Origin of the sequence: Mesorhizobium sp. C372A, assembly GCF_030323245.1 — a bacterium.
In the GTDB taxonomy this organism is placed as follows: domain Bacteria; phylum Pseudomonadota; class Alphaproteobacteria; order Rhizobiales; family Rhizobiaceae; genus Mesorhizobium.
Genome location: NZ_CP100475.1, coordinates 3,408,746 through 3,431,592 on the forward strand (window position 1 = coordinate 3,408,746; position 22,847 = coordinate 3,431,592).

General features: G+C 60.6%; 18 protein-coding genes. 8 read left to right on the forward strand and 10 right to left on the reverse strand.

Annotated elements, in window-relative coordinates; genetic code table 11:
- Positions 1-490: 490 nt before the first annotated feature.
- The gene (gene ku / locus NLY42_RS31815) at positions 491-1,783 is read right to left on the reverse strand and encodes a non-homologous end joining protein Ku (protein ID WP_306413758.1); all 1,293 of its coding nucleotides are present in this window, start codon (positions 1,781-1,783) and stop codon (positions 491-493) included.
- Between the two features lie 167 nt (positions 1,784-1,950).
- Between ku and NLY42_RS16255 the strand changes: the two genes are divergently transcribed.
- From NLY42_RS16255 to NLY42_RS16280, 6 genes are all read left to right on the forward strand, one after another.
- Positions 1,951-2,559, forward strand: a complete 609-nt coding sequence (locus tag NLY42_RS16255) for a LysE family translocator (RefSeq protein WP_245260607.1) — start codon at positions 1,951-1,953, stop codon at positions 2,557-2,559.
- A gap of 99 nt (positions 2,560-2,658) precedes the next feature.
- Positions 2,659-3,144 carry a DUF6894 family protein gene (locus NLY42_RS16260; protein ID WP_156933725.1) on the forward strand — a complete coding sequence of 162 codons (486 nt, stop codon included), beginning with the start codon at positions 2,659-2,661 and terminating at the stop codon, positions 3,142-3,144.
- A 23-nt stretch (positions 3,145-3,167) separates the two neighbouring features.
- Positions 3,168-3,788 carry a cysteine hydrolase family protein gene (locus NLY42_RS16265; protein ID WP_023754443.1) on the forward strand — a complete coding sequence of 207 codons (621 nt, stop codon included), beginning with the start codon at positions 3,168-3,170 and terminating at the stop codon, positions 3,786-3,788.
- A gap of 296 nt (positions 3,789-4,084) precedes the next feature.
- Positions 4,085-4,411, forward strand: a complete 327-nt coding sequence (locus NLY42_RS16270) for a hypothetical protein (protein WP_023754442.1) — start codon at positions 4,085-4,087, stop codon at positions 4,409-4,411.
- A gap of 164 nt (positions 4,412-4,575) precedes the next feature.
- Entirely contained in the window at positions 4,576-10,287 is a 5,712-nt protein-coding gene (locus NLY42_RS16275) for a HAMP domain-containing protein (RefSeq protein ID WP_027048647.1), read from the forward strand.
- Between the two features lie 49 nt (positions 10,288-10,336).
- Complete coding sequence (locus NLY42_RS16280; protein WP_245263530.1) at positions 10,337-12,373, forward strand: PAS domain-containing hybrid sensor histidine kinase/response regulator; 2,037 nt, start codon at positions 10,337-10,339, stop codon at positions 12,371-12,373.
- A gap of 118 nt (positions 12,374-12,491) precedes the next feature.
- Here NLY42_RS16280 and NLY42_RS16285 read toward each other — a convergent pair whose 3' ends face one another.
- The 6 genes from NLY42_RS16285 to NLY42_RS16310 all read right to left on the reverse strand — a co-directional run bounded on the left by NLY42_RS16285 (position 12,492) and on the right by NLY42_RS16310 (position 18,072).
- A complete protein-coding gene (locus NLY42_RS16285; protein WP_084779684.1) occupies positions 12,492-12,920 on the reverse strand; it encodes a GFA family protein in 429 nt (142 codons plus the stop codon).
- 142 nt (positions 12,921-13,062) lie between these two features.
- Positions 13,063-13,380, reverse strand: a complete 318-nt coding sequence (locus tag NLY42_RS16290; protein WP_023687854.1) for a hypothetical protein — start codon at positions 13,378-13,380, stop codon at positions 13,063-13,065.
- Positions 13,381-13,649: 269 nt separating this feature from the next.
- Positions 13,650-14,621 carry an SDR family oxidoreductase gene (locus tag NLY42_RS16295; RefSeq protein ID WP_023754440.1) on the reverse strand — a complete coding sequence of 324 codons (972 nt, stop codon included), beginning with the start codon at positions 14,619-14,621 and terminating at the stop codon, positions 13,650-13,652.
- Positions 14,622-14,804: 183 nt separating this feature from the next.
- The gene (locus tag NLY42_RS16300; protein WP_023702102.1) at positions 14,805-15,446 is read right to left on the reverse strand and encodes a hypothetical protein; all 642 of its coding nucleotides are present in this window, start codon (positions 15,444-15,446) and stop codon (positions 14,805-14,807) included.
- A gap of 453 nt (positions 15,447-15,899) precedes the next feature.
- Positions 15,900-16,880 (reverse strand): cell division protein FtsZ, encoded by a 981-nt coding sequence (gene ftsZ / locus NLY42_RS16305; RefSeq protein ID WP_023702103.1) that lies wholly within the window; start codon positions 16,878-16,880, stop codon positions 15,900-15,902.
- 322 nt (positions 16,881-17,202) lie between these two features.
- Positions 17,203-18,072, reverse strand: a complete 870-nt coding sequence (locus NLY42_RS16310; RefSeq protein ID WP_023668092.1) for a LysR family transcriptional regulator — start codon at positions 18,070-18,072, stop codon at positions 17,203-17,205.
- Positions 18,073-18,307: 235 nt separating this feature from the next.
- Between NLY42_RS16310 and NLY42_RS31820 the strand changes: the two genes are divergently transcribed.
- Positions 18,308-18,463: a YjiS-like domain-containing protein gene (locus NLY42_RS31820; protein WP_023754439.1), complete on the forward strand. Its 156-nt coding sequence runs from the start codon at positions 18,308-18,310 to the stop codon at positions 18,461-18,463.
- Positions 18,464-18,604: 141 nt separating this feature from the next.
- Positions 18,605-19,702: a DUF930 domain-containing protein gene (locus NLY42_RS16315; RefSeq protein WP_023754438.1), complete on the forward strand. Its 1,098-nt coding sequence runs from the start codon at positions 18,605-18,607 to the stop codon at positions 19,700-19,702.
- Positions 19,703-19,775: 73 nt separating this feature from the next.
- Here NLY42_RS16315 and NLY42_RS16320 read toward each other — a convergent pair whose 3' ends face one another.
- The 3 genes from NLY42_RS16320 to NLY42_RS16330 are packed head-to-tail and all read right to left on the reverse strand — an operon-like array spanning position 19,776 to position 22,836.
- Positions 19,776-20,519, reverse strand: coding sequence for a ribonuclease activity regulator RraA (locus NLY42_RS16320; RefSeq protein ID WP_023696299.1), 744 nt, complete (start codon positions 20,517-20,519; stop codon positions 19,776-19,778).
- Positions 20,520-20,542: 23 nt separating this feature from the next.
- Positions 20,543-21,706 (reverse strand): mandelate racemase/muconate lactonizing enzyme family protein, encoded by a 1,164-nt coding sequence (locus NLY42_RS16325; RefSeq protein ID WP_023754437.1) that lies wholly within the window; start codon positions 21,704-21,706, stop codon positions 20,543-20,545.
- Between the two features lie 32 nt (positions 21,707-21,738).
- Positions 21,739-22,836 (reverse strand): ABC transporter ATP-binding protein, encoded by a 1,098-nt coding sequence (locus NLY42_RS16330; protein WP_023681188.1) that lies wholly within the window; start codon positions 22,834-22,836, stop codon positions 21,739-21,741.
- Positions 22,837-22,847: the final 11 nt, after the last annotated feature.

Consider the following 22,847-nt stretch of genomic DNA (forward strand, 5'->3'; position numbering starts at 1 on the left):
GCCTCGCTTTGGCGGATCACGGTTCTCGTCCGGATTAGGAACTGGCACTTCGTCGGGAAGAAGATCCGGCTCAGGCTCGCGTATGTCCGGCGTCCAAGTCGGCGCATCCACTGGCGGCTCTTCGGTTGGCTCTGGTTTGGGGGGCACATCTATTCTCCGGGTTTCGCTTGGGCGTGGGGTTCGGCCCGCCACCGGTCGCGCGTCGCCGCGTCTGGAGGCGAAAGGGTCTTTTCACACCCCATGTATTTTTACCGATGGCCAGCGGTCCTGGGGCTTGTCGGCGCCCGATCAGAGTCCTGCGTTCCGGCTCCTTTGAGCGCAATGTTGGCATCGGCTGCCTCTGGCTCTTTGAGGACTGCCCTGTCGACGTTCTTGATCTCGGCCATAAAGGCATCGTCCTTGGTGGCCAACGGGCAACCGCGAGAATTGTTCCGAGCGATTAAGGGCGGCTGGAGCTGCTGTGCGGACCTTCTGGCTGGGCAGTTATCAACTATGCTGTCTTGCGTTTCGGTGAGGCTCTCTTTGTGGATCTCGCCAGCCCTTCCTGTTTGAGGCTCTTCTTCAGCACCTCAGCGAGGTTGATGACATTCTCCTGTGGCCTTGGTGCGGGCTTCGGCAGCTTCTTGCCTTTGCGCTTTGCATCGATCATGGCGATCAGCGCGTCTTCATAGGTGTCTTCAAATTTCGAGGGATCGAAGGTCGTCACTTTTTTGTCAATAAGCATGCCGGCGATTTCGAGCAGATCGGGGTCGTATTTCTGCTTGGCCAATCCATCGAACACAGTGCTTTCCGAAACCATTTCATTGTGGTTGCGAAGCTCGGTCATCACCATCCCCTTGCCATAGGGCTGAATCAGCACTTCGCGGCCGCGCTGGTAGAGCACCACGCAGGATCGAGCGGCCACGCCCTTGTTCTTCATGGCATCGCGGATCACTCCGTATGCTTCGATTGCGGCGCCGTCGGCCGGGATCAGATAGTAGGGCTTCTCGAGATAGCGCGTATCGATATCGTCAATCGATACGAATTCGCCGACTTCGAGCGTGTGCTTCGACGTCAGCTTCAACGCCTTTATGTCGTCAGGTTCGATCTGGAGAAATTCGTCCTTTTCGATCTCGAAACCCTTCACCTGATCCGCTGCATCCACCAGCTTTCCGGTCTCCTCGTCGGCGTAGACGCTCCTGACCGGCAGACCGTCCTTGCGGTTCAAAATCTTGAAATGGATCTTGGATGCTTCGCTGGTTGCGCCGACAATCTTCACGCCGCAGGTAACCGAACCAACCTTCAAGAAGCCCTTCCAGGCAGCACGTGGCGCGGCCATTTTGCGCTTATCCCGTTTCCAGCTAGGGCAACGCGTTTCCGTTCGAATTGTTCCTGCGGCGGGGGCTCGGTGCACCGTGAATGTCCGGTGGGGGGAAATCCTGTCGGTCTCGACAGCGATTTTCATCGGCACGGTGCATCTTTTGGCAACCTGTCGGCGTTGGAAGTGAGCCCATTTGCCGAGGTGAGTTCCATGAAAGTGTCGACGAGGGACGATTTGAAAACCGAGGCGCAGCTCTCGGAAGACGCTGACCTCATCGTAAATCGTACAGTCCATTTCGTCGGAGTATGGATTGAGGAGCATGTGATCGAAAAGCCTGCTCTCATGCGGAAGGGCGTCGATGCCGCAGAGGAACTCGCAAGCCAATGCATCGCGGATGCAGACGAGGAAGGCATCGCCCCCGAGGACATTCAGGACGAAGTCGGGGACCTCAAGGAGTACATTGCCGAGATGATCGTGGAGCAAGGCGGTCGCGGCTCTGCAGTTAATTCTGAACCAGACATGAGCTACTTCTGCGCAACGGCCTCGGCGCCGCAGCTTCGCGTTGACCGGCTATATCGCCGCTCCAAGTCCAACAAGAGCATCATTGTTGAGAGGAACAAGTCATCGATCCCGCCCACTGGATAGCATTCGTGGGAACGGTCGTCCTGCTGCAGATGCCGCCCGGGCCGGATAGCATGCTGGTGACGGCGCGCGGCATAGGGCAGGGACGCAGGGTTGCGCTGTTCACGGTATTGGGGATGACGGCCGGCGCCGGCATGGTTCAGCTTCCTCTCATAGCGTTCGGTGTTTCGTCTCTCGTGCGAACCTCCCCACTAGCTTTTGGAGCACTGCAATGGCTTGGGGCGGCGTATCTCGTATGGCTCGGGCTAGGGCTGGTCTTCACGAAGCCGGAAACACAGGCCCGGCCGGATACGGCCCCGATCAAGGCCGTCGCCGCGGCACGGGAAGGCATGATTGCCAATCTGTTCAATCCGTGGCCCATCACGTTTATGGTAGCGTTCCTGCCTCAGTTCGTTGATCCGCATGGGAGTTCCGTGACGCTTCAACTGTTGCTGCTGGGAGCAACTCAGAAAATGACGGGCGTGTTGGTGTTGGGGACCTATGCCGTGGCCTCCGGCAGCATAGGCGCCTGGATCCTGAAGCGCCCTCGTGTGCGGCTTTGGCAGCAGCGGATCGCCGGCCTCTTCATTGTTGGCCTTGGGTTCGGAATGGCCTTTGGCGGCGGCGCAAGCCGTTAAGTTGCCGGGCCGGCGCCTGCATCCGCAGGAACCGAAAGCGCACCATGAACATTGTCAGACAGGCAGGAGAGTGTCATGCAAGTCGTTCGGACCGAAGTGGTGAATGCCAGGGCGCCAGACGGGCAGTCGGTTCGCCGGGTGATATTTTGCGGCGAGGGCGGCGACTGCGTTACGGTGGACATGGCAAACGTCGGGATACAAGCTGAAGATGACGTGCTTGCCCGCGCAAAGGCAATCCTGGTCCAGACAGCGACCTTTGATCTCGCAGCCAATGAATATGACGCGAGCAGCAACGGCAATTTCGACCAGGTCGAGATAACCTCTGCAAGCGACGGCGCCGGCGACGTATATGTCTTTGAGTATCGCGATGGCGAAACCAGCCGACGCATACCGCCGTCGAGGATGGCGAGCCTTGAGGCGGCCCGGTCCGAAGCTATCCGCTGCGCAATCGATCTTCTCGCCGACCTGCAGCCTGGCACGGACGCTCTGTCCGGCTGGCTTGTGAGGGTATCCAACGAAAACGGTGAATTGCTTTATACTGTTGATGTGGCTGAGGCCGATGCAGCGCGGCAGGCAGGCCAGTAACCCAAACCCGACGGAATCCACCAGTGGCCGCCCAAGGATTGATTCACGGACCAATAGGCGACGATGGCCTGCATCTGTGCGTCGACATGCAGCGCCTGTTTGCGCCGGGTGGACCTTGGCCCGTGCGGTGGGCTGAAAAGGTGGTCCCGGCGATCGAAGAACTGGTCGCCAGACATGCCAGCCGTACCCTGTTCACGCGCTTCATTCCTGCCGCCCGCCCGGGCGAGGCGCCGGGAATGTGGGCAAACTACTATCGTCGGTGGGCGGAGGTAACCCTTTCCAACATCGATCCGCGCCTGATCGAGCTGATGCCTCAACTTGCACGATTTGTACCGCCGGCGACGGTGGTCGACAAACACGTCTATTCGCCCTGGACCGAGGGGCGGCTCGACGCGCTGCTGAGTGGCTCCGGCGTGCGTGCGCTCGTGATCACCGGTGGCGAAACCGACGTTTGCGTTCTCGCGACCGTGCTTGGCGCCATCGATCGTGGCTTCCGCGTCATTCTCGTCACCGATGCCATCTGCAGCTCTGCCGACCAGACCCATGACGCACTGATGGAAGTCTACCATTCCCGCTTCAGTGAGCAGATTGAGGCGGCCAGCATGGCGGAGGTGTTGGAGTGTTGGCCACAACTCACTCGCTGACCTGGGGGGCTTAAAGTGAATGGGCCGACAATCGTCATTCTGGTCGGGTGGACTGTTTCAGTTGGCGGACGGCACTACAGTGAACCGGAAAACGTATATGAACGGCACGATTGCCTGATCTGGTCGCTCGCGTGAATCAGTGTCTGGAAGCGTACAAAGCCTTGCAGAGCTATCGACAGCGCGGCCAACCGTCATAGAATGAACAGGATACAGCGCCGAAGACTCGATGCCGGCATCTAGCAATCTTTGCGAGACATCCGGCGCCTCTGCCGTCGGCCTTCCGCAGGGAGGATGATGTGCTGAAAACAGAAGTCATTGACCTTGAAACCTATAGCGCAGTCTACGCGGTGATCTCTGGCTATCGCGCTGACGACATTATCTCGACGGCGTTTGCGGTCGATGAAATCCGCGCAAGGTTTCCTGAGTGTCGCTGCGACGACGAGGAATTGGTCGGGCTTATGGTCCATGCCATGTCCGGCAAGAAAATTGCCGTGAGCTTCGACCACCGGGTGGCTGCCTCGCCTTCCGAGTTGCGCAACGCAATTCCGCCTCTCTGGCAATGGCAAACGGCTATGACGTGTCGTGGTCGGCTGAAGCACGATAAATCCACAACCGCATCATGAAAATCCGGCGTTCAAACCAAGGCGCAACCGTCGGCCTGGAATTCACGGCACGATGGAACAAAATTGAAGATGCCGCGTTTGGGGTCTTGCGGCGCGATCCACCATTGGCCGCGGGGGCAACTTTATCCGTATAAATCCATAGGGCTGGGAGTGGCGCTGTGACCGTGCAGGCATCCAAGAAGCAATTGGACCGTCGAAGCATCCTGAATTCTCTGAAAGCCTTCCGGCGCGGCGATTTCTCCGTCCGCATCGACAATGTTTATGAAGGCCTCGATTCCGAGATAGCTGAGACTTTCAATGAGATCGCTGACCTCAACGACCAAGTGACGCGCGAGTTCGAGCGCTTGAGCCGGGTCGTCGGCAAGGAAGGGCGGATAGGCGAGCGCGGCCGGGTTCGCAATGCCACCGGCAGTTGGGAATCCAGTGTCCGTTCAGTCAATGATCTCATCGAAGACATGGTTCAGCCAACGGCTGAGGTTGCGCGCGTTATCGGCGCCGTCGCCAAGGGTGACCTGTCGCAGACCATGATGGTCGAAATTGACGGCCGACCGCTGCGCGGCGAATTCCTGCGCATCGGCAAGATCGTCAACACCATGGTCGGCCAGTTGGCCTCTTTCGCCTCCGAGGTGACGCGCGTGGCGCGCGAGGTCGGTACGGAAGGCAAGCTCGGCGGCCAGGCCCGGGTCAAGGGCGTCGCCGGCACGTGGAAAGATCTGACCGACAACGTCAACGCGATGGCCACGAACCTGACCGGGCAAGTGCGCAACATCGCGGAGGTTACGACCGCAGTCGCGTCGGGCGACCTGTCGAAGAAGATCACAGTCGATGTCAAGGGCGAAATCCTAGAACTGAAGAACACCATCAACACGATGGTGGACCAGCTTAATTCCTTCGCTTCGGAAGTGACGCGCGTGGCGCGCGAGGTCGGCACTGAAGGCAAGCTTGGCGGCCAGGCGCGCGTTGAGGGTGTTGGTGGTACGTGGAAGGATCTGACCGACAATGTGAATTCCATGGCCGAGAACCTGACTGGCCAGGTGCGCAACATCGCCGAAGTGACGACCGCGGTGGCTTTGGGCGACCTGTCGAAGAAGATTACGGTGGACGTGAAGGGCGAGATTCTCGAGCTGAAATCCACGATAAACACGATGGTGGACCAGCTGAATTCATTCGCAGGCGAGGTCACGCGCGTGGCACGCGAGGTTGGCACCGAAGGCAAGCTTGGCGGCCAGGCGCAGGTGCGCGGCGTCGCCGGCACCTGGAAGGACCTCACCGACAACGTCAACTCGATGGCCGAGAACCTGACCGGTCAGGTGCGCAATATCGCCGAGGTGACCACGGCGGTCGCGTCGGGCGATCTGTCCAAGAAGATCACGGTCGCCGTGCAAGGCGAAATCCTGGAACTCAAGGACACCATCAACACGATGGTCGACCAACTGAACTCCTTTGCCTCGGAAGTGACGCGCGTGGCACGCGAGGTCGGCACCGAAGGCAAGCTGGGCGGCCAGGCAGAGGTGAGGGGCGTCGGCGGCACATGGAAGGATTTGACCGACAACGTCAATCTCATGGCCGCCAACCTGACTGGCCAGGTTCGAAACATCGCAGAAGTCACCACCGCCGTGGCGCGCGGCGACCTGTCGAAGAAGATCACCGTCGACGTCAAAGGCGAGATCCTGGAGCTCAAGGACACCGTCAACACGATGGTCGACCAACTGAACTCCTTCGCCTCTGAGGTCACGCGTGTGGCCCGCGAAGTGGGATCGGAAGGCAAGCTTGGTGGCCAGGCGCATGTCGAAGGCGTCGGTGGCACCTGGAAGGATCTGACCGACAACGTCAACGCCATGGCCGGCAATTTGACGGTGCAGTTGCGTGACGTGTCGAAGGTGGCAACGGCCATTGCGACCGGCGACTTGACCCAGAAGATCACCGTCGACGCGCTGGGCGAGATCTTGCAGATCAAGGACGTCATCAACACGATGGTCGACCAGCTCAATTCCTTCGCTTCGGAAGTGACACGTGTGGCGCGCGAGGTCGGCTCCGATGGCAAGCTCGGCGGCCAGGCCCAGGTGCGCGGCATCGGCGGCACGTGGAAGGATCTCACAGAAAACGTCAACGCCATGGCGGCCAACCTGACCGGCCAGGTGCGCAACATCGCCGAGGTAACCACCGCCGTGGCGCTCGGGGACCTTTCGAAGAAGATCACCGTCGATGTCCGCGGCGAGATCCTGGAGCTGAAGGACACCATCAACACAATGGTGGACCAGCTTAATTCCTTCGCTTCGGAAGTCACGCGCGTGGCACGCGAGGTCGGCACGGAAGGCAAGTTGGGAGGCCAGGCGCAGGTGCGCGGCGTTGCCGGCACGTGGAAGGATCTCACAGACAATGTGAACTCGATGGCCGAGAATCTGACCGGCCAGGTGCGCAACATCGCCGAAGTCACGACCGCCGTGGCGCGCGGCGACCTGTCGAAGAAGATCACCGTCGATGTGAAGGGCGAAATCCTGGAGCTCAAGTCGACCATCAACACCATGGTGGACCAGTTGAACTCCTTCGCCGGCGAGGTCACCCGAGTCGCGCGTGAGGTTGGCACCGAGGGCAAGCTTGGTGGCCAGGCGCGCGTCGAAGGTGTTGCCGGTACCTGGAAGGACCTGACCGACAACGTCAACCTGATGGCGACGAACTTGACCAATCAGGTGCGCGGCATCGCCGATGTCGTGACGGCGGTCGCGCAAGGCAATCTCAGGCGCAAACTGACGGTCGACGCGAAGGGAGAGATCGCCCTGCTGGCCGACACCATCAACGGCATGATCGAGACGCTTGCCACCTTTGCCGACCAGGTGACCAACGTCGCCCGTGAGGTGGGCATCGAGGGTAAGCTCGGTGGTCAGGCGCGTGTGCCAGGTGCCGCCGGCCTCTGGCGCGACCTGACCGACAATGTCAATCAACTCGCTGCCAATCTGACCACCCAGGTGCGTGCCATCGCCGAGGTTTCGACGGCGGTGACCAAGGGCGATCTTACCCGTTCGATCAGCGTCGAAGCCTCCGGCGAGGTCGCCGCGCTGAAAGACAACATCAACGAAATGATCCGCAATCTGAAGGATCAGACGCTGAAGAATGCCGAGCAGGACTGGTTGAAGACCAATCTCGCCCGGTTTTCGCGCATGCTGCAAGGCGAGCGCGACCTTGCCACCGTCTCGCGGCTCATCATGTCCGAACTCGCTCCTCTGGTGAACGCCCAGTATGGGGTGTTCTACGTCACCAATCGCGACGAGGAGGAATCCTATCTTGAGCTGGCGGCTTCCTATGGCGCCGAGAGCAAGGCTGCCATCAAGCAGCGGCTTGATCTGCGAGAGGGCCTGGTTGGGCAAAGTGCCGCCGACAAGCGCGCCATCATGCTGGACAATGTGCCGCCAGAATTCCTTCGGGTCACATCTGGTCTTGGCAGCGCCTCGCCAGCCAATGTCATCATCCTGCCTGCCCTGTTCGAGGATGAAGTCAAAGCCGTCATCGAGCTCGCCTCGTTCGGCGAGTTTCGTGACACACACCAGTCGTTCCTCAACCAGCTCATGGAATCCGTCGGCATCGTTCTCAACACCATCGCTGCGACGATGCGCACGGAGGGCCTGCTCAAGCAGTCGCAACTGCTGACGTCGGAATTGCAAGCGCGTCAAACCGAGCTGACAAAAAAGCAGGAAGAGCTGCATGCGACAAACGAGGAGCTGCAGGAAAAGGCGCAGCTGCTCGAGAACGAAAAGAAGCAGGTCGAAAACAAGAATCTCGAAATCGAGATGGCGCGACGCGCGCTGGAGGAAAAAGCCGAGCAACTGGCGCTCACGTCGAAATACAAATCCGAATTCCTGGCCAATATGAGCCACGAACTGCGCACGCCGCTCAATTCGCTGCTCATTTTGTCAAACCTGCTGGCGACCAACCAGCACGGCAACCTCAACGAAAAACAGGTAGAGTTCGCCCGCACCATCAATTCGGCAGGAACCGATCTTCTCAGCCTCATCAACGATATCCTCGATCTGTCGAAGATCGAGTCGGGCACTGTTTCCATCGACATCAACGATATGCCGGTGACGCATCTTCGCCAGCATATGGAACGAACTTTTCGTCAGCTGGCAGCCGACAAGGGACTTGGCTTCACCATCAAGGTCGATCCGGCGCTTCCCGACACGGTCCGCACAGATGAGAAACGCTTGCAGCAGATTGTCCTCAACCTGCTTTCCAACGCATTCAAATTCACCTCGGAAGGCGAGGTCAGCCTGAACTTCCGGGTTGAAAAGGCCGGCCGCCGCAATGGCGCGACGCAGCCGGTGAAGGCTCTCGCGATCGCCGTCACCGACACCGGCATTGGCATTCCAGAAGACAAACAGAAGCTGATTTTCGAGGCCTTCCAGCAGGCCGACGGCACCACCAGCCGCAAGTATGGCGGCACCGGCCTTGGGCTCTCGATCAGCCGCGAGATCGCTCGCTTGCTTGGCGGCGAATTGCGGGTCGAAAGCACGCCGGGCAAGGGGTCGACATTTACCCTCATCATCCCGTTCGACGGCCCCCGCGTGACGACAGTACAGTCGACCTTGGCTCCGGCGGCGGAGGCGGTTGCTGCGACAGCTCTGCTCAGCAGTCCGCCCTCGGCAGAGCTGATCGACGACCGCGATTCAATCCTACCCACCGATCGGATCGTGTTGATCGTCGAAGACGATCCGACCTTTGGCGGGTTGCTGCTTGGCCTCGCCCGGTCGGCCGGGCTGAAAGGCGTTCTGTCGACTGCAGGTTCCGGCACGCTGGCATTGGCCCGCAAGCTCGTTCCCGACGCAATCACACTTGATCTCGGACTTTCGGATATCGATGGCTGGGTGCTTTTCGATCTGCTGCGGCATGACCAGAAGACGAGGGGAATTCCTATCCATGTCATCTCGGGTGCCGAAGACATCGACAGTCTCGCACGCAAGGGGGCGTCCAGCATTTCCACCAAGCCCGTTTCCTCGGACGAGCTGATGAAGGTGTTTCAGGATATCCACTCGAAGAAGCTCCGCGTTCAGCGCCGCGTTCTGGTCGTGGACCCTGACCCGGAGCGGCGTCTGGCTCTGGTCGAGGCAATCCGCGACGGCGTAACGTCGGTCACCGCGATCGGTCGTGTTGCGGCAAATGCAGAAGACGTTGGCCTCGCCTTCTATGATGCCGTCGTGCTCGGCTTTGGACGCTCCGCCAAGGACAACGCAAAGGCGCTGGACGAGATCACCGGCCAATTCGGCGAAGCCTTGCCGCAGCTGCTGTTCTTTACACCTCACCCGGACGCGCTTGAACAGGTACTGGCATTGAACCCGGCCTTGGCAGAAGCACCGCGGGCGGAGAACTTCGCTCAATTGGCGCTGCATATTTCGGCAACGCTGCCGGGAGAAGGTCGCCAAGAGGCCTGGGCAGGAACTGAACACAACGGCAAGTCCGATCTCGCCGGGGCGAAAGTTCTCATCGTCGACGACGACATTCGTAACATCTATTCGCTCACGAGTGTTCTGGAGACCTATGACATACAGGTTCTGCATGCCGAGCGGGGCCGTGATGGCATCGCGCTTCTTGAACAGACGCCCGATGTCGACGTGGCATTGATCGATATCATGATGCCGGAGATGGACGGCTACGAGACGATGCGGCGGATTCGCGGCACACCGGCGATTGCTCATATCCCGCTGATTTCCGTCACCGCAAAGGCGATGAAGGGGGATCGGCAAAAATGTCTGGATGCCGGGGCTTCCGACTACATCGCCAAACCCGTCGACCTGGATCTCCTGCTGGCGCTGCTTCGTGTCTGGATCGGGCGTGCCCGATCCCGTGTCGAGAGCCCGGAAAAAATTCTCCTGGCAGCGAACTGACGGCCGTTCGATGCAAAAGCTGGCAAGAAACAGGGTAAGGAAACTTGAGGTGGCAGCTCTTGCCGAAGGGCCGGCAAGAGCCCGCATCCTGGCGGTGGACGACGATGAGCGCAATCTGCTGGCGATCAGCGAAGTGCTCGCGACTATCGGAGAGGTCATCTGCGCCCAATCGGGCGAAGAGGCTCTGCGCTTTCTGCTGAAAGAGGAGTTCGCCGTCATTCTCCTGGATGTCCTCATGCCAGGGTTGGACGGGTATGAAACGGCCGCACTTATCCGCCAGCGCGAGCAATCCAAGCGCACCCCAATCATCTTCTTGACCGCCATCAACAAGGAGGATGCGCATATGCTGCGCGGCTACGACGCCGGCGCAGTCGACTATGTGTTCAAGCCATTCGATCCGATCATGCTGCGTTCGAAAGTCGCGGTTTTCGTCGAACTCCACGAGAAGACGCTCGAGATCCAGCGCAAGGCGGAGGTCGAGCAGGGACTATTGGCGCAGGCGTTGCAGGCGCACAAGGACAAGCTTCAGGCCGAACGCGCGCTGCGCAGCGCCGAGCAACGGCAGGACGCCATCCTGAATTCGTTGCCGGTCTGCTTTCATGCTCGGGCAGCCGAGCCGCCCTTTGCGGCGCGCTTTGTTACGGAGGGCGTCGAGCGCTTGACCGGCTTTGCGCCTGAATACCTGACATCGGATCCAGAGTTCGGTCTCAGCCGCGTTCATCCGGACGACCTGCCGCGATTGAGGGAAGCGCTGCTGGCGGCAAAAACCACCGGCTCCTATACGTGCGAGTTCCGCTGGCAATGCGCCAATGGCGAGTATCGCATTTTTCTCGACCAGGGGGTGATGTCGGACGGCTTAGATGGCCGTGAACCGGAAATCATCGGCACATTGCTTGACATCACCGAGCGGCGCGGTCTTGAGGATCAGCTGCTTCAATCCCAGCGCATCGACGCTATCGGCAAGCTAACCGGCGGCCTGGCGCATGATTTCAACAACCTGCTCGCCGCAATTCTCAGTGGGTTAGGGCTGCTTGAACGCCGGGCTACGTTGGATGATCAGGCGCAACAGGTACTCGACCTGACGCGGCGTTCTGCAAGACAAGGCGCTGACCTTGTCGCGCGAATGCTGGCATTCTCGCGGCGCCAGACCCTGAAGCCGGAAGCGGTGCGCCTTGCTGCGCTGGGCGACACGATGAACGGATTGGTGGCGCCCGTGCTGGGGGGGTTGATCCGTTTCGACTGGCAGATCGATGACACGATCTGGCCGGTGCATGTCGATGCAGGCCAACTTGAATTGGCCTTGATGAATCTGGTTTTCAACGCGCGTGACGCCATGCCCTCTGGCGGGCCAATAACCGTGCATGCGCAGAATCGATCGATCGGGACGCCAACAGAGGATATTCCGCCGGGCGACTATGTCATGATCGCCGTCAAGGACACCGGATCCGGCATACCACCCGATCTTGTCGCCAAGGTCGTCGAACCGTTCTTCACCACCAAGCCGGTCGGTAAGGGAACGGGCCTCGGTCTCAGCACGGTCTACGGCTTCATGAAGCAGTCAGGTGGGACACTTCGCATAGAAAGCGTCGTCAACCGCGGAACTACCATGCAACTCTGGCTGCCACGTTCGACCGAACAGCCGGTGGATCCTGCGGTGGAACCCGACATTGAACGAGCGTTCGCCGATGCCGGAATGGAGCACCCATCAATCCTCCTGATCGACGACAGCCATGTTTTGCGGCAATTGACCGCCGAGTCCCTTCGCCAGCGCGGTTTCGAGGTGACCTGCGCGGGAGGAGGGGCGGAGGCGCTGGCCATGATGGAGCGCACTCCCGACAAGTTCGACGTCATTATCACCGACTTCGCCATGCCACTCGTATCCGGCGTCGACGTAATCCGCTTCGCGCGCAATTTGCGCTCGGACTGGCCAGCGGTCATGATCACGGGCTATGCCGATGCCCGGGAGATTGCCGATCGGCCAGCCGACGTGCCCTTGCTCGGCAAGCCCTTCCGCGACGAGGATCTGTTCGAAGCGATTTTCTTCGCGATAGAGAATGCGGCCCCCCAAAGGATCAAAACCGGCTAGCGCTTAGGGATTGTCGACGGTCTGGCGACGTCGGCAGGCCGGGCAGATCGAGACCGCACTTTCGGGGCACGGCGACAAGGGCCGCATTCCTGATCGGCAATCTGGGTCGTTCGCGGCGCTACCAGCGCTCCTCGGTGTCGCGGTCCGGTAGGTCTATTCCGCAGCACACCCAACCAAGGCGCTGCGCTGAACCGTAGTTGTACCGAGGCACCAGGTGAGCCGGATCATCGAAGGTACCGACGTTCAGCGCGATCTCGGTTGGCGACGCGTCGTAGCAAAGGCTGAGCGGCGACCCGCATTCTGGGCAGAAGCCTCTTTGCGCGATCGGCGAAGACCTTCGATATGTTGGCGTTCCGGAATTCCAGCTCAGGCTTTGGCAGGGCATCCAGGCAAGAACTGCAAACGCGCTGCCGGTCGCTCGTCTGCACATATCGCAGTGGCAGTAGTGAACCCTCGGTTCGATCCCGGCGCTGAATCGGATCCTGCCACAGAGACATCCGCCCTTGATGGCCAAGGAGCCGGGTAGGCGCTTGCCAACCTCACGCATCAAGATCGATCAAGGCGGCGCCGAACGCTCCGATCGCAGTCAAAGAGGCACTGCCGATGTTCTTGTCGGCGATGCTCTTGTCGGTTGCGAAGGCGGTCAGCGAGCTTGGGTTTCATGGCGTTCCGAACCTGTTGCGGGGCAGTTAATGGGCATGGTGCTCGGCATTCCGCTTGCGTGTTGCCGCTGCCTTCTTTGCCGATTCCGATCGGCTTGCGGCTGACCGTGAAGCCGATGCCTTGCCGCCGCTTTTCCCACCCTTGTGGGCCGCGGGGTGTCCGGTGTGTTTACCACGACCCGAGCCGCCTTCTTTCTTGCCGCCGCCATCGTCCTTGTTGACGGTCGCCCATGCCCGGCGCTCGGATTCCTTCTCGGAAACACCGCGCTTCTCATAGCCTGCGGCAATGTGGTCGGCTTTGCGTTCCTGTTTGTCACTGTATTTCGATTTGTCGCCTCGTGGCATGGTCGTTCTCCTGGCTCAATGATGTTTGAACGGGATGCCGGCGGGAGAGTTCCAAGCGGAAATTCAGAAAACTGAAAACGCGGGCGAGGATTTCGACCAACGCGGAGCGCTATTGCTCCGGAGCCGTGGCGGGTGCCGTGCAGCGGCGGCCCACGGCACCGATCACGCGTTTCTTGAAGCGACCGAGCACGGCAAGCGTCTCCCTGGAGACGACGTCGTCGCGTGCCGTCTACTCGGTAGCCCAATGCAATGAAATACGTTCCGCGACCTCAGTAGCCACCGACCACCGGCAGGATCTCTCCCGTGATGTAACTCGAGCAATGCGACGAGGCGAGGAACACGTAAGCCGGGGCAAGTTCTTCCGGTTGCGCTGGCCGTTTCATCGGCGTATCCGCGCCGAATTTCGAGACGTCGTCGGCTTCCTTGTCCGAAGGGTTGAGCGGCGTCCACACCGGACCTGGCGCGACCGCGTTTACCCGGATGCCCTTGCCGATCAGATTGCCCGAAAGCGCTCGCGTGAAGGCATGAATGCCGCCCTTGGTCATCGAATAGTCAACCAGTTGCTTGGAACCGTCGATGCCGGTCACCGAACCGGTATTGATGATCGCGGAGCCCGGCTCCATGTGCGGCACGCTCTCCTGCGCCATATGAAAATAGCCGTAAAGATTGGTCTTCAGCGTCGTGTCGAAATGTTCCTCGGTCAGGTCGTTGAAGTCACTGGAATGGATTTGGAAAGCGGCGTTGTTGACCAGCACGTCGATCCTGCCGAATTTTTCGACCGTCAGCGCCACGGCGTTGCGGCAATGCTCGCATTCACTGACATCGGCTTTTATCAGTATGCAACGCCGGCCTTCCTTTTCGACGGCGTTTTTGGTCGCTTCGGCGTCCCTGTCTTCACTCAAGTATACGATCGCAATGTCGGCGCCCTCGCGGGCGAACAAGACTGCCACCGAACGGCCGATGCCGGAATCACCACCCGTGATAAGCGCTACCTTGTCATCGAGTTTTTTCGATCCGAGGTAGTAAGGCGCATCGTAGAGCGGAGCGGGCTCGATCGCCCATTCATGCCCCGGTTTGGGTTGATGCTGCTCGGGAAAAGGTGGCTCGGGATATTTGCGAGCGCCGGCTTGCATCGCGTGTTGCATTTTGCCATTGCTCTTCGTCTCGTCTTTGGCGTCGATACCACGCTGGATATGGCGTTGCTTGGCGGCTTCGGCTGAAGTCTGCGACTTAGTCTGCATGGCTTTCTCCTGTGCTCGGAGAACGAACAACGCATGCCGGGCAAAAAAGTTTGCGCAAATATCTCGATCCCGAAAGGGCTCGCCATTGCGAACAGCCTGCGAGGGGCGTGGAGCATTGGTCGTCAATGAGATCGGAATTGCCATGCCGGCGGCGTTCAGACAAACACCACATTCATTACCCGCTCAAAGCACGCTTTTTTCAGAACCATAGGGTTTGGCAATGCGGACCATGCCTTTCGTCCGAAGGCGCTGGTATAAATAGAAAATCGTCATCAAGCCGATTGCTGTTCCAGCACCAAGACACAGCGCGAGCAATAGTTCTGCACCGACACGAAACGCAAGCAGAGTAACGCCCGCCGCAGCGACGATGGCATTTATGAATGCGATCATAGTCGCTGCGGTGGTCAGGTACGCCAGGAGAGGCCCAGTACGAAGAGAAGGTTCGGCGTCATTTTCGGGCCAGCGACCGAATTCCTTGGAAAACTGGAAGGCAGCCTCGTCGCCCAAAGTTCGATAGTAGGCTCTGATCCGGGCAATGCCGATATGGGCCTGCATGTTCTCAGCGGCGATGTCGACCAACCTCAAGACGGTAAAGGCACCCAGTAAAAAGACCGATGGCAGCACAACCGCGACAAACGGCAGGAAGAACTCGGAGGACTGCGTAACAAAGCCCGTTGCCACCAGAGCGCTCGACAGAGACATAATGTAGATGGTCGTTCGCGACGCCATTTCACTTATGGACGTGCTGATCGCTGTCTGCTGCACGAAATGCTCTGTCGTCAGGGCCGCGAGAAACGAAGCATCGGGTGTCGGCGTGTCAGCCATGGAGTATGCTCCTGTCGGGTCGACCTGAGTTTTTCTTCGATATAGTGCTTGCGAGGCTGGCCGCCACTGGATGCTCCCGACGCCTGACCCATGCCGGTTTTATTGTGCCATATCCAGCGAGCCCGCATCAGCGATCAGAAAGGGCCGATCATGTGGTCAGCAGATACTGGCCATATCGCAGGCGAAATGTCTGCCGTGGTCAATCCGTATGGCCTCCTGTTGGGGATCCGGGTCGAAGCGCATTCGCGGCGGTTGCAGTTGGGGGCGGTTCCGCGGCGGCGCTGATGCGAGTTCGCGCATTCGTGGCAGCGGCCTCGAAACGAATTCGGTCCCTAGGCCGGCAACGCAAATTCACCGGCAAGTTCAATGGTGCGGGCTTGCGGGCCGACTTTTCGGTGGCGAAGCCCATGACCACGGTCCACCAGACTCATAAATCAGCAGCCCGGATCCTGCCTACTGCGGTATCTCCAGGCCCTGCCGCAATCCTGTCGCGACGACTGAGACCCTGAATTTTCCGGCGAGTGCCCGGTCGAATATGGCGCCGACGATGATGTCGGCGTCGGCGTCGACCTCCTCGCGGATGCGGGTGGCGGCCTCATCGACTTCGAACAGCGTCATGTCCATGCCGCCCGAGATCGAGACCAGGACGCCCTTGGCGCCGATCATCGAGGCTTCGTCGAGAAGTGGGTTTGCTATCGCCGCTTCGGCGGCCTTCCTGGCGCGGTCCTCGCCCGTGGCTTCCCCGGTACCCATCATTGCGCGGCCCATGTCGCGCATCACCGACTTCACGTCGGCGAAGTCGAGATTGATCAGCCCCTCCTTGACGATGAGATCGGTTATGCAGCCGACGCCGGAATAAAGGACGCGATCAGCCATGGCGAAGGCGTCCGCGAAAGTCGTCTTTGCGTCGGCGATCCTGAAGAGGTTCTGGTTCGGAATAACGATCACGGTATCGGCGCATTCGCGAAGCTGCTCGATGCCCTCTTCGGCGGCTTGCATGCGGCGCTTCCCTTCGAAGGTGAACGGCTTGGTGACGACCGCCACCGTCAGGATGCCGGCTGCCCGTGCAGCGTTCGCTATGACGGGCGCGGCACCGGTTCCAGTTCCGCCTCCCATGCCGGCGGTCACGAAGCACATATGGGTTCCCGCTAGGTGGTCCCTGATCTCGTCGATCGATTCCTCGGCTGCCGCGCGGCCGACCGCCGGCAGCGACCCGGCGCCCAGGCCTTCCGTGACATGGGCACCCAGCTGGATCAGCCGCGATGCTTTCGACATGGTCAGTGCCTGGGCATCGGTGTTGGCGACGATGAACTCCGCACCCTGCAGATTTTCGGCAATCATGTTGTTGACCGCGTTGCCGCCGCCACCGCCGACACCAATAACGGTTATCTTCGGCCGCATTTCCGAGATGACGGGCCTTGCCGCGGTGCTCATCGTCTTGTCTCCTTGGAATTGATCGACAAAAAAGTTCCCGGAACGCGCCGCTTGAACACGCCAGGTGCAAGAATCACGTTCTATCGCCTTGGCACAGGGAATCAGAGGGTGAACTTTGCGGCAAGACAAGATGTGGGACTTGTACCATATGCGCCTGAATGAGCCGACCTTTTGAACGGGTCTCCAGTTCAATCTTCCGGAATCGGCTCGGATTCTGGCCAGCGAAAATCCACAATCTCCGGGATCCAACCCCTCCAAGCTTCACGCGCCCGCCTCACGCGCCAGAACCTTGAGAATCTGGCGGCCGATCGACGCCTGACGCTTAGCGGATCGGCATCTTGCCGCGAAACAGCGGCTGATGGGCCCGCATCAGAGCGGCAATCCGGTCGGCAATCTTTCGTACCGGCGGGGAGTGGCGTTCCTCATGGTGGGTGACGATCCACTGGTCGGTTTCGAGTTCTGGGATAGGATGAGCGACGCGAACCAGCCGCGGATCGCTGTCACCGACGAAGCACGGAAAGATCGAAAGGCCGGCGCCTGCGGCCACCAATTCGCGCACTGAATGGGTGTTGTTGCCGCGCACGGCGATGCGATCGCCGTGATGGGCTTGCAGCCAGCGCGCCGAGGCAATGTTTGCCCCTTCGCCGGTGACGCCGACGAACAACCCGGCGGCGATGCCGTTGATCAGGTGGCGTCCGGAATAGATGGCATACGCGACCTTGCCGCTCTGACGGCCGGCCAGCCACTGTTCGGTCGGGCGCTCGCTGCGGATGCCGATATCGGCGGCGCGGCGACCGATGTCGACCCGGTCGGTGGTGGTGACGAGTTCCACCCTGATGCCGTCATCGACGGTCCAGATTTCGCCGATATGGGTGGAAACGAAGGCCGAGGTCCATGGCCCGGCCGAGACGCGGACAATGCGGTCGGGCAGGTTTCCCTCGCGCCAGCGGGTTAGCGACTGCATTGCTGCTTCGACGTCTTCGGCGCGCCGCAGCAGTTCTTCACCGACCGGGGTTAGCCGGTAGCCGGTCTGCTGACGTACGAACAGCGCTTCGCCGATCTGCTTTTCGAGCGCGGTGACGCGTCGTCCGAGTGTGGCTGCGCTGAGGCGCGTGGTTGCCGTCGCCGCGCTCAGGCCACCCAGCCGCGCAACGTCGAGAAACAACCTCAGATCGTCCCAGCCAATATCCATTTTGCAGAAATGAAAAACTCCTTGCGACCGTGGCTGTAGCGCGAAGCGGCCATCACGCGCAAGTATGCAGCCGTTGGAGGCGCTGGAAATTCCTGCCCTGGTGGGACAATGACAGGCACCTCGGTTGGCCAGGCAGTCAGCGCAATCCGTTCGATCGTGCATACGCTTTGCACGATTGCTTTGCGTTTTCGACCAATCCAAGAACGTGGGTATCCCGCTCGCCAAGGAGACGATCATGTTGCATGAACTTCGACACCGTTTCGCCCGCTGGCTTGCCTATCGCCAGACGCTTGCGAGCTTGAGGCGGCTTCCAGACAGCATATTGGCGGATGCGGGCCTTTGTCGCGAAGAGCTCCGCGAGCGTGCCCGCGACGCCAGCCTGCGACGCTGAGATTGGAGGCGGGCATGCAGAGAATGGAGCCGGCGGCGAGAAGCAATCAGGCGTCGTTTCCTCACTGTTGAGCTGCGGCTGAATGCGCCAATACGGTTGCCACGCTTGATGCCGCCGCAGTTTCGCTCCACATCGTGAGGGATGAAGACCGAGAAATCCGAGCGGCGTCGGACTTTGCTGTGGGCCTTGCCCGCATCGCTGGTCCTGCATGCGCTCATCACCGCATTCCTGGTCTATGGCCTGCCCGTTCCTGCCCAGCAGCCGCAGGAGGAGCAAGCGGTGAACGTCGCGCTCGTGCCGCCGCCCGAACAGCCAAAACCGAAACCCGCTCCCGCGCCGCCGCCACCGCCACCCGGAAATCCTTCGGAGCAGAAGGTTGAAAAGCAGGCACCGGAAAAGCTGCCGCCAATCGAGGTCCTGAGGCCTGTTTTTCAGTTCGGCGACAAAGACACTGGCCCCAAAAAGTCCTTGGATGGAGGCAGCGCTCAAGACAATGCGCCATCGCCGCCCAAGGATAACGAGCCACAGTCGGCTGTCGCGCCAAAGAATGCGGAGAGTAAACCCGCCTCAGCGCCAGACGCCGGAGAGCCGGCAGAGTCAGCCAAGATTAATGAGAAGCCGGAAGCGGACAAACAGGAGGCTGCGACCCCACCCGCTGTCAAAGAGGCATCCGCGGCCGCAATGCCTTTGGCTGCCCATGGGGACGACGGTGAGATCGAGCTTCCCGCGTCGGCTCAGGCGCCTCGGACCAGACCCGAAAACGTGCCGAAACGCCGCCCCGCAAAGGCTACGAAGTCAGGACGCGGAATCACCGAAGAGCCAAACTCCATCGACGTGGCCTCGGCTACACCGCGGCCATATTCGGGCCTTCCGGGCGTTCGCAAACTCTTTTCGCAAGGCGCTACCGGTGATGTGTTCGCAACGAACTCGATGGCCGACGTGCCTCGCGATCAACGGGCCGCCAGACTTTGCGCCAGCGTTCTTGAGCAAGAGTTGAACGACGCCTCTTATTCTCCCCAACTGATCCCAAGCATTCCGCTCAAGGCCGGCAATGTTCTTGACGCCCCAGACACCGCTTTCCGCACGGCAACGACATGGTACCATCTGAGCTTTCGGTGCGGTATCGACATCAATGCGACGCGGGTCACGTCGTTCGCCTTCCGTGTCGGAGCCGCCGCCTCGCCAGACGAAAGCGCCTTTCTTGATCGGGACGTTCGTCGGCGGCGCGGTCCCGGCTGAGACGGCTCCCCAGTAGTCTGCCGGGGGGCACATCGAATTTCACCGCACATATGGATCGTCTTGAATGCCTGCGTCAATCCGCCGGACGACTGGCTTTGCGCCACTCCTCATATTCGCCGCGGGCATCGTCATGCAGCGGATAGTAGCGCTGCAGCGGTGCGCCCTGCATGAGCTTCTCTCGCGAGAACTCTTCCCAATCGTGATGCTTCTGGGATTCCTCGATCACCTTTGCGGCCATTGCGACGGGAAGCACAACCGCCCCGTCGTCGTCCGCCACTATGATGTCGCCCGGGATCACCGTGACACCGCCGCAGGCGATCGGAACGTTGACGGCGTTCGGATAGATGCTGGTTTGCACATGGTAGTTGGGCGTCCAGCCGCGCAGCCATAGGGGCAGATCGAGCTTCTCGACATTGGGCCGGTCGCGCATGCAGCCGTCGATGACGATGCCCGCGCCGCCTCTGCCCTTGAAATAGGTCGACATCATATCGCCGAAGACGCCCGAGCTCATGTCACCGCGCGCGTCGACGACGACCACATCGCCTTCCTGCGCGTGATAGAGCACGTGCCGGTGCAGTTGCGTTTCCGGGTCGGCGTATTCTCCCTCGCTGAAGAGGTCCGGCCGCTGCGGCAGGAACTGCAGCGTCAGCGCCGGCCCGACGATCGACTTCCCATGGTTCTGCGCCACCGGACCGACCATGTGAGGATTGCGGAAACCCATATGGCCAAGCGTGCCGGCGACCGTCGCGGCGCCGATTTCCCTCAGGGCGTCAATGAGGTCTTTGGGCGGTCGCGTGATGTCAGGGATATGCGTCATCGTGGACTCCGGTTGAGATGGAACTACCAGTTCGTAACAGACCCGTCCCGGCGCCTGAGGTGAGGCGCTTCCCAGAAACGAAAAGCCTCCGCCTGGACCGCCGCTTCGTTGACCTCGACGCCGAGGCCCGGCAGGTCGCTGACCGGATAGTCGGGACCGTCGAGCCGTGGCTGCACGGGGAAGAAGTCGGAATTGTCGAAGCCCAGCTTCGTCTCGGGTTCCCTGGTCTCGAGCCACGCGAAGTTGGGTACCGCGGCGGCGAGATGTAGGGTCGCGGCCGTGCACACCGGACCAAGCGGATTGTGCGGCATCAGGTCGACATAGTGCGCCTCGCTCCAGCCGGCGACTTTCATCGCCTCGGTGAGCCCGCCGACATTGCAGACATCGAGACGGTTGAACTGATGGATGCCGCGCTCGATGTAGGGCAGGAACTGCCACTTGCTGGCAAATTCCTCGCCGATGGCAAAGGGAATGTCGGTCATCCTGCGCAGGGATTCGTAGGCTTCAGGTGTCTCGTCGCGGATCGGCTCCTCGAGAAAATCAAGCACGCCGCGGCCGAGCTTGTTGCAGAAGCTCGCCGCCTCTGCCACCGACAGCCGATGATGATAGTCGATGCCGAGAACGACGTCGTCGCCAAGCGCCTCGCGCGCCTTGTTCAGCATGCTCGCGGTAGCGCCGATCGACTCGCGGGGTTCGAAGATGTCCCTGCTGCTTTGCCCTGCGGGGAAGAAGCGGATCGCCTGCCACCCCCGTGCGCGCAGCTCCCGGGCTCGTTCGATGGCGAGGTCGCCCTCGGCCTCGTCTCCGGTCGAGGCGAAGGTGGGGATGCGGTCGCGCTGCTTGCCGCCCAGCAGTTCGTAGACAGGCACCCCCAGCGCCTTGCCCTTGATGTCGTGAAGGGCGATGTCGATGGCGGAGATAGCCGCCTGCAGAACGCGCCCGCCTTCGAAGTACTGGCTGCGATAGGCCTCCTGCCAGATTCGCCCGATCTGCATCGGGTCACGGCCGATGAGAAACTCGCGAAAATGCTCGACCGCGCCGGCAACGGCCTTTTCGCGCCCGCTCAAGCCGCTCTCGCCCCAGCCGAAGACGCCCTGGTCGGTCTCGATCTTGACGAGCATCTGATTACGCGTTCCAACCCATACAGGATAGGGTTTGATCGCGGTGATCTTAAGCTTTTCAGTCATCCCCAACGTTCCCAATGAACCCCCGTCTTGTCTCAGCCGGCCTTGAGGGCCAGTTCAGTTTCGCCATCGAACAGATGCAGCCGCTCCTGGTCGAACTCGAGCCAGATCTGCTCGTCAGGTGCGACGGCGATGTTGGGGGACACGCTGATGTTGACGATGGCGCCTGACAGCAACGCCTGCACGAAGGTGACGTCTCCGGTCGGCTCCACTGTATAGGCCCTGGCCGGGACGCTGCCTGGCACCGCGCTCTTGTGGAGCCTGATGGTCGAGTGACGTGCGCCGAGCACGACTTTCCTCGACGTTGCCCCCGCAACCTTCCGGGCGTTGAGCGGCGAGAGCTCAAGGCTCCAGCCCTCCGCGCCGGTCAACGCAGTGTTGCCGTTTGCTGTCGATGCCTCCAGTGGAACAAGGCTCATCGCCGGGCTGCCGATGAAGCTGGCGACGAACATGTTCACCGGATGGGCAAAGACCTGCGCCGGAGAATCGTATTGCAACAGGTAGCCGCCGTTCATCACCGCCATCTTGTCGGCCATGGTCACGGCTTCGAGCTGGTCGTGCGTGACATAGATGATGGTCGCCTTGAGATCCTGGTGGAAGCGCTTGATCTCCGAGCGCATCTGGACGCGCAGTTTGGCGTCGAGGTTGGAGAGCGGCTCGTCCATAAGGAAAACGGCAGGGTCGCGGACGAGGGCGCGCCCCAAGGCGACACGTTGCTGCTGCCCGCCTGAAAGTTCGCGCGGCTTGCGCTCGAGCAGGTGCGTCATGTCGAGCACGCGCGCCGCTTCCTTGACCTTCCTGTCGATCTCGTCCCTGGGCAGCTTGCGCATCTGCAGCGGGAACGCCAGGTTCTTGTAGACCGATTTCTGCGGGTAGAGCGCGTAGTTCTGGAACACCATCGCGATGTCCCGGTCCTTGGGGTCGAGGTCGTTGACCACGCGGTCGCCGATGACGATGTCGCCCGATGTGACCGGGATCAATCCCGCGACAAGATTGAGCGTGGTTGTCTTGCCGCAGCCCGAAGGGCCGACGAGCGCAACGAACTCGCCGTCATTGACCGTCAGCGAAACGTCGTTGACAGCTTTGAAGCCGCCATAGGTCTTGACGAGATCTCTCAGGTCCACGTGGGCCATCGGCAACTCCC

Coding starts and splice junctions, on each gene's coding strand:
- NLY42_RS16290 (WP_023687854.1), bottom strand. CDS start 13,380: ATGCCACGAGGCGACAAATCGAAATACAGTGACAAACAGGAACGCAAA.
- NLY42_RS16330 (WP_023681188.1), bottom strand. CDS start 22,836: ATGGCCCACGTGGACCTGAGAGATCTCGTCAAGACCTATGGCGGCTTC.
- NLY42_RS16295 (WP_023754440.1), bottom strand. CDS start 14,621: ATGCAGACTAAGTCGCAGACTTCAGCCGAAGCCGCCAAGCAACGCCAT.
- NLY42_RS16310 (WP_023668092.1), bottom strand. CDS start 18,072: ATGGATATTGGCTGGGACGATCTGAGGTTGTTTCTCGACGTTGCGCGG.
- NLY42_RS16325 (WP_023754437.1), bottom strand. CDS start 21,706: ATGACTGAAAAGCTTAAGATCACCGCGATCAAACCCTATCCTGTATGG.
- ftsZ (WP_023702103.1), bottom strand. CDS start 16,880: ATGAGCACCGCGGCAAGGCCCGTCATCTCGGAAATGCGGCCGAAGATA.
- NLY42_RS16315 (WP_023754438.1), top strand. CDS start 18,605: ATGAAGACCGAGAAATCCGAGCGGCGTCGGACTTTGCTGTGGGCCTTG.
- NLY42_RS31820 (WP_023754439.1), top strand. CDS start 18,308: ATGTTGCATGAACTTCGACACCGTTTCGCCCGCTGGCTTGCCTATCGC.
- NLY42_RS16285 (WP_084779684.1), bottom strand. CDS start 12,920: ATGCGTGAGGTTGGCAAGCGCCTACCCGGCTCCTTGGCCATCAAGGGC.
- NLY42_RS16300 (WP_023702102.1), bottom strand. CDS start 15,446: ATGGCTGACACGCCGACACCCGATGCTTCGTTTCTCGCGGCCCTGACG.
- NLY42_RS16320 (WP_023696299.1), bottom strand. CDS start 20,519: ATGACGCATATCCCTGACATCACGCGACCGCCCAAAGACCTCATTGAC.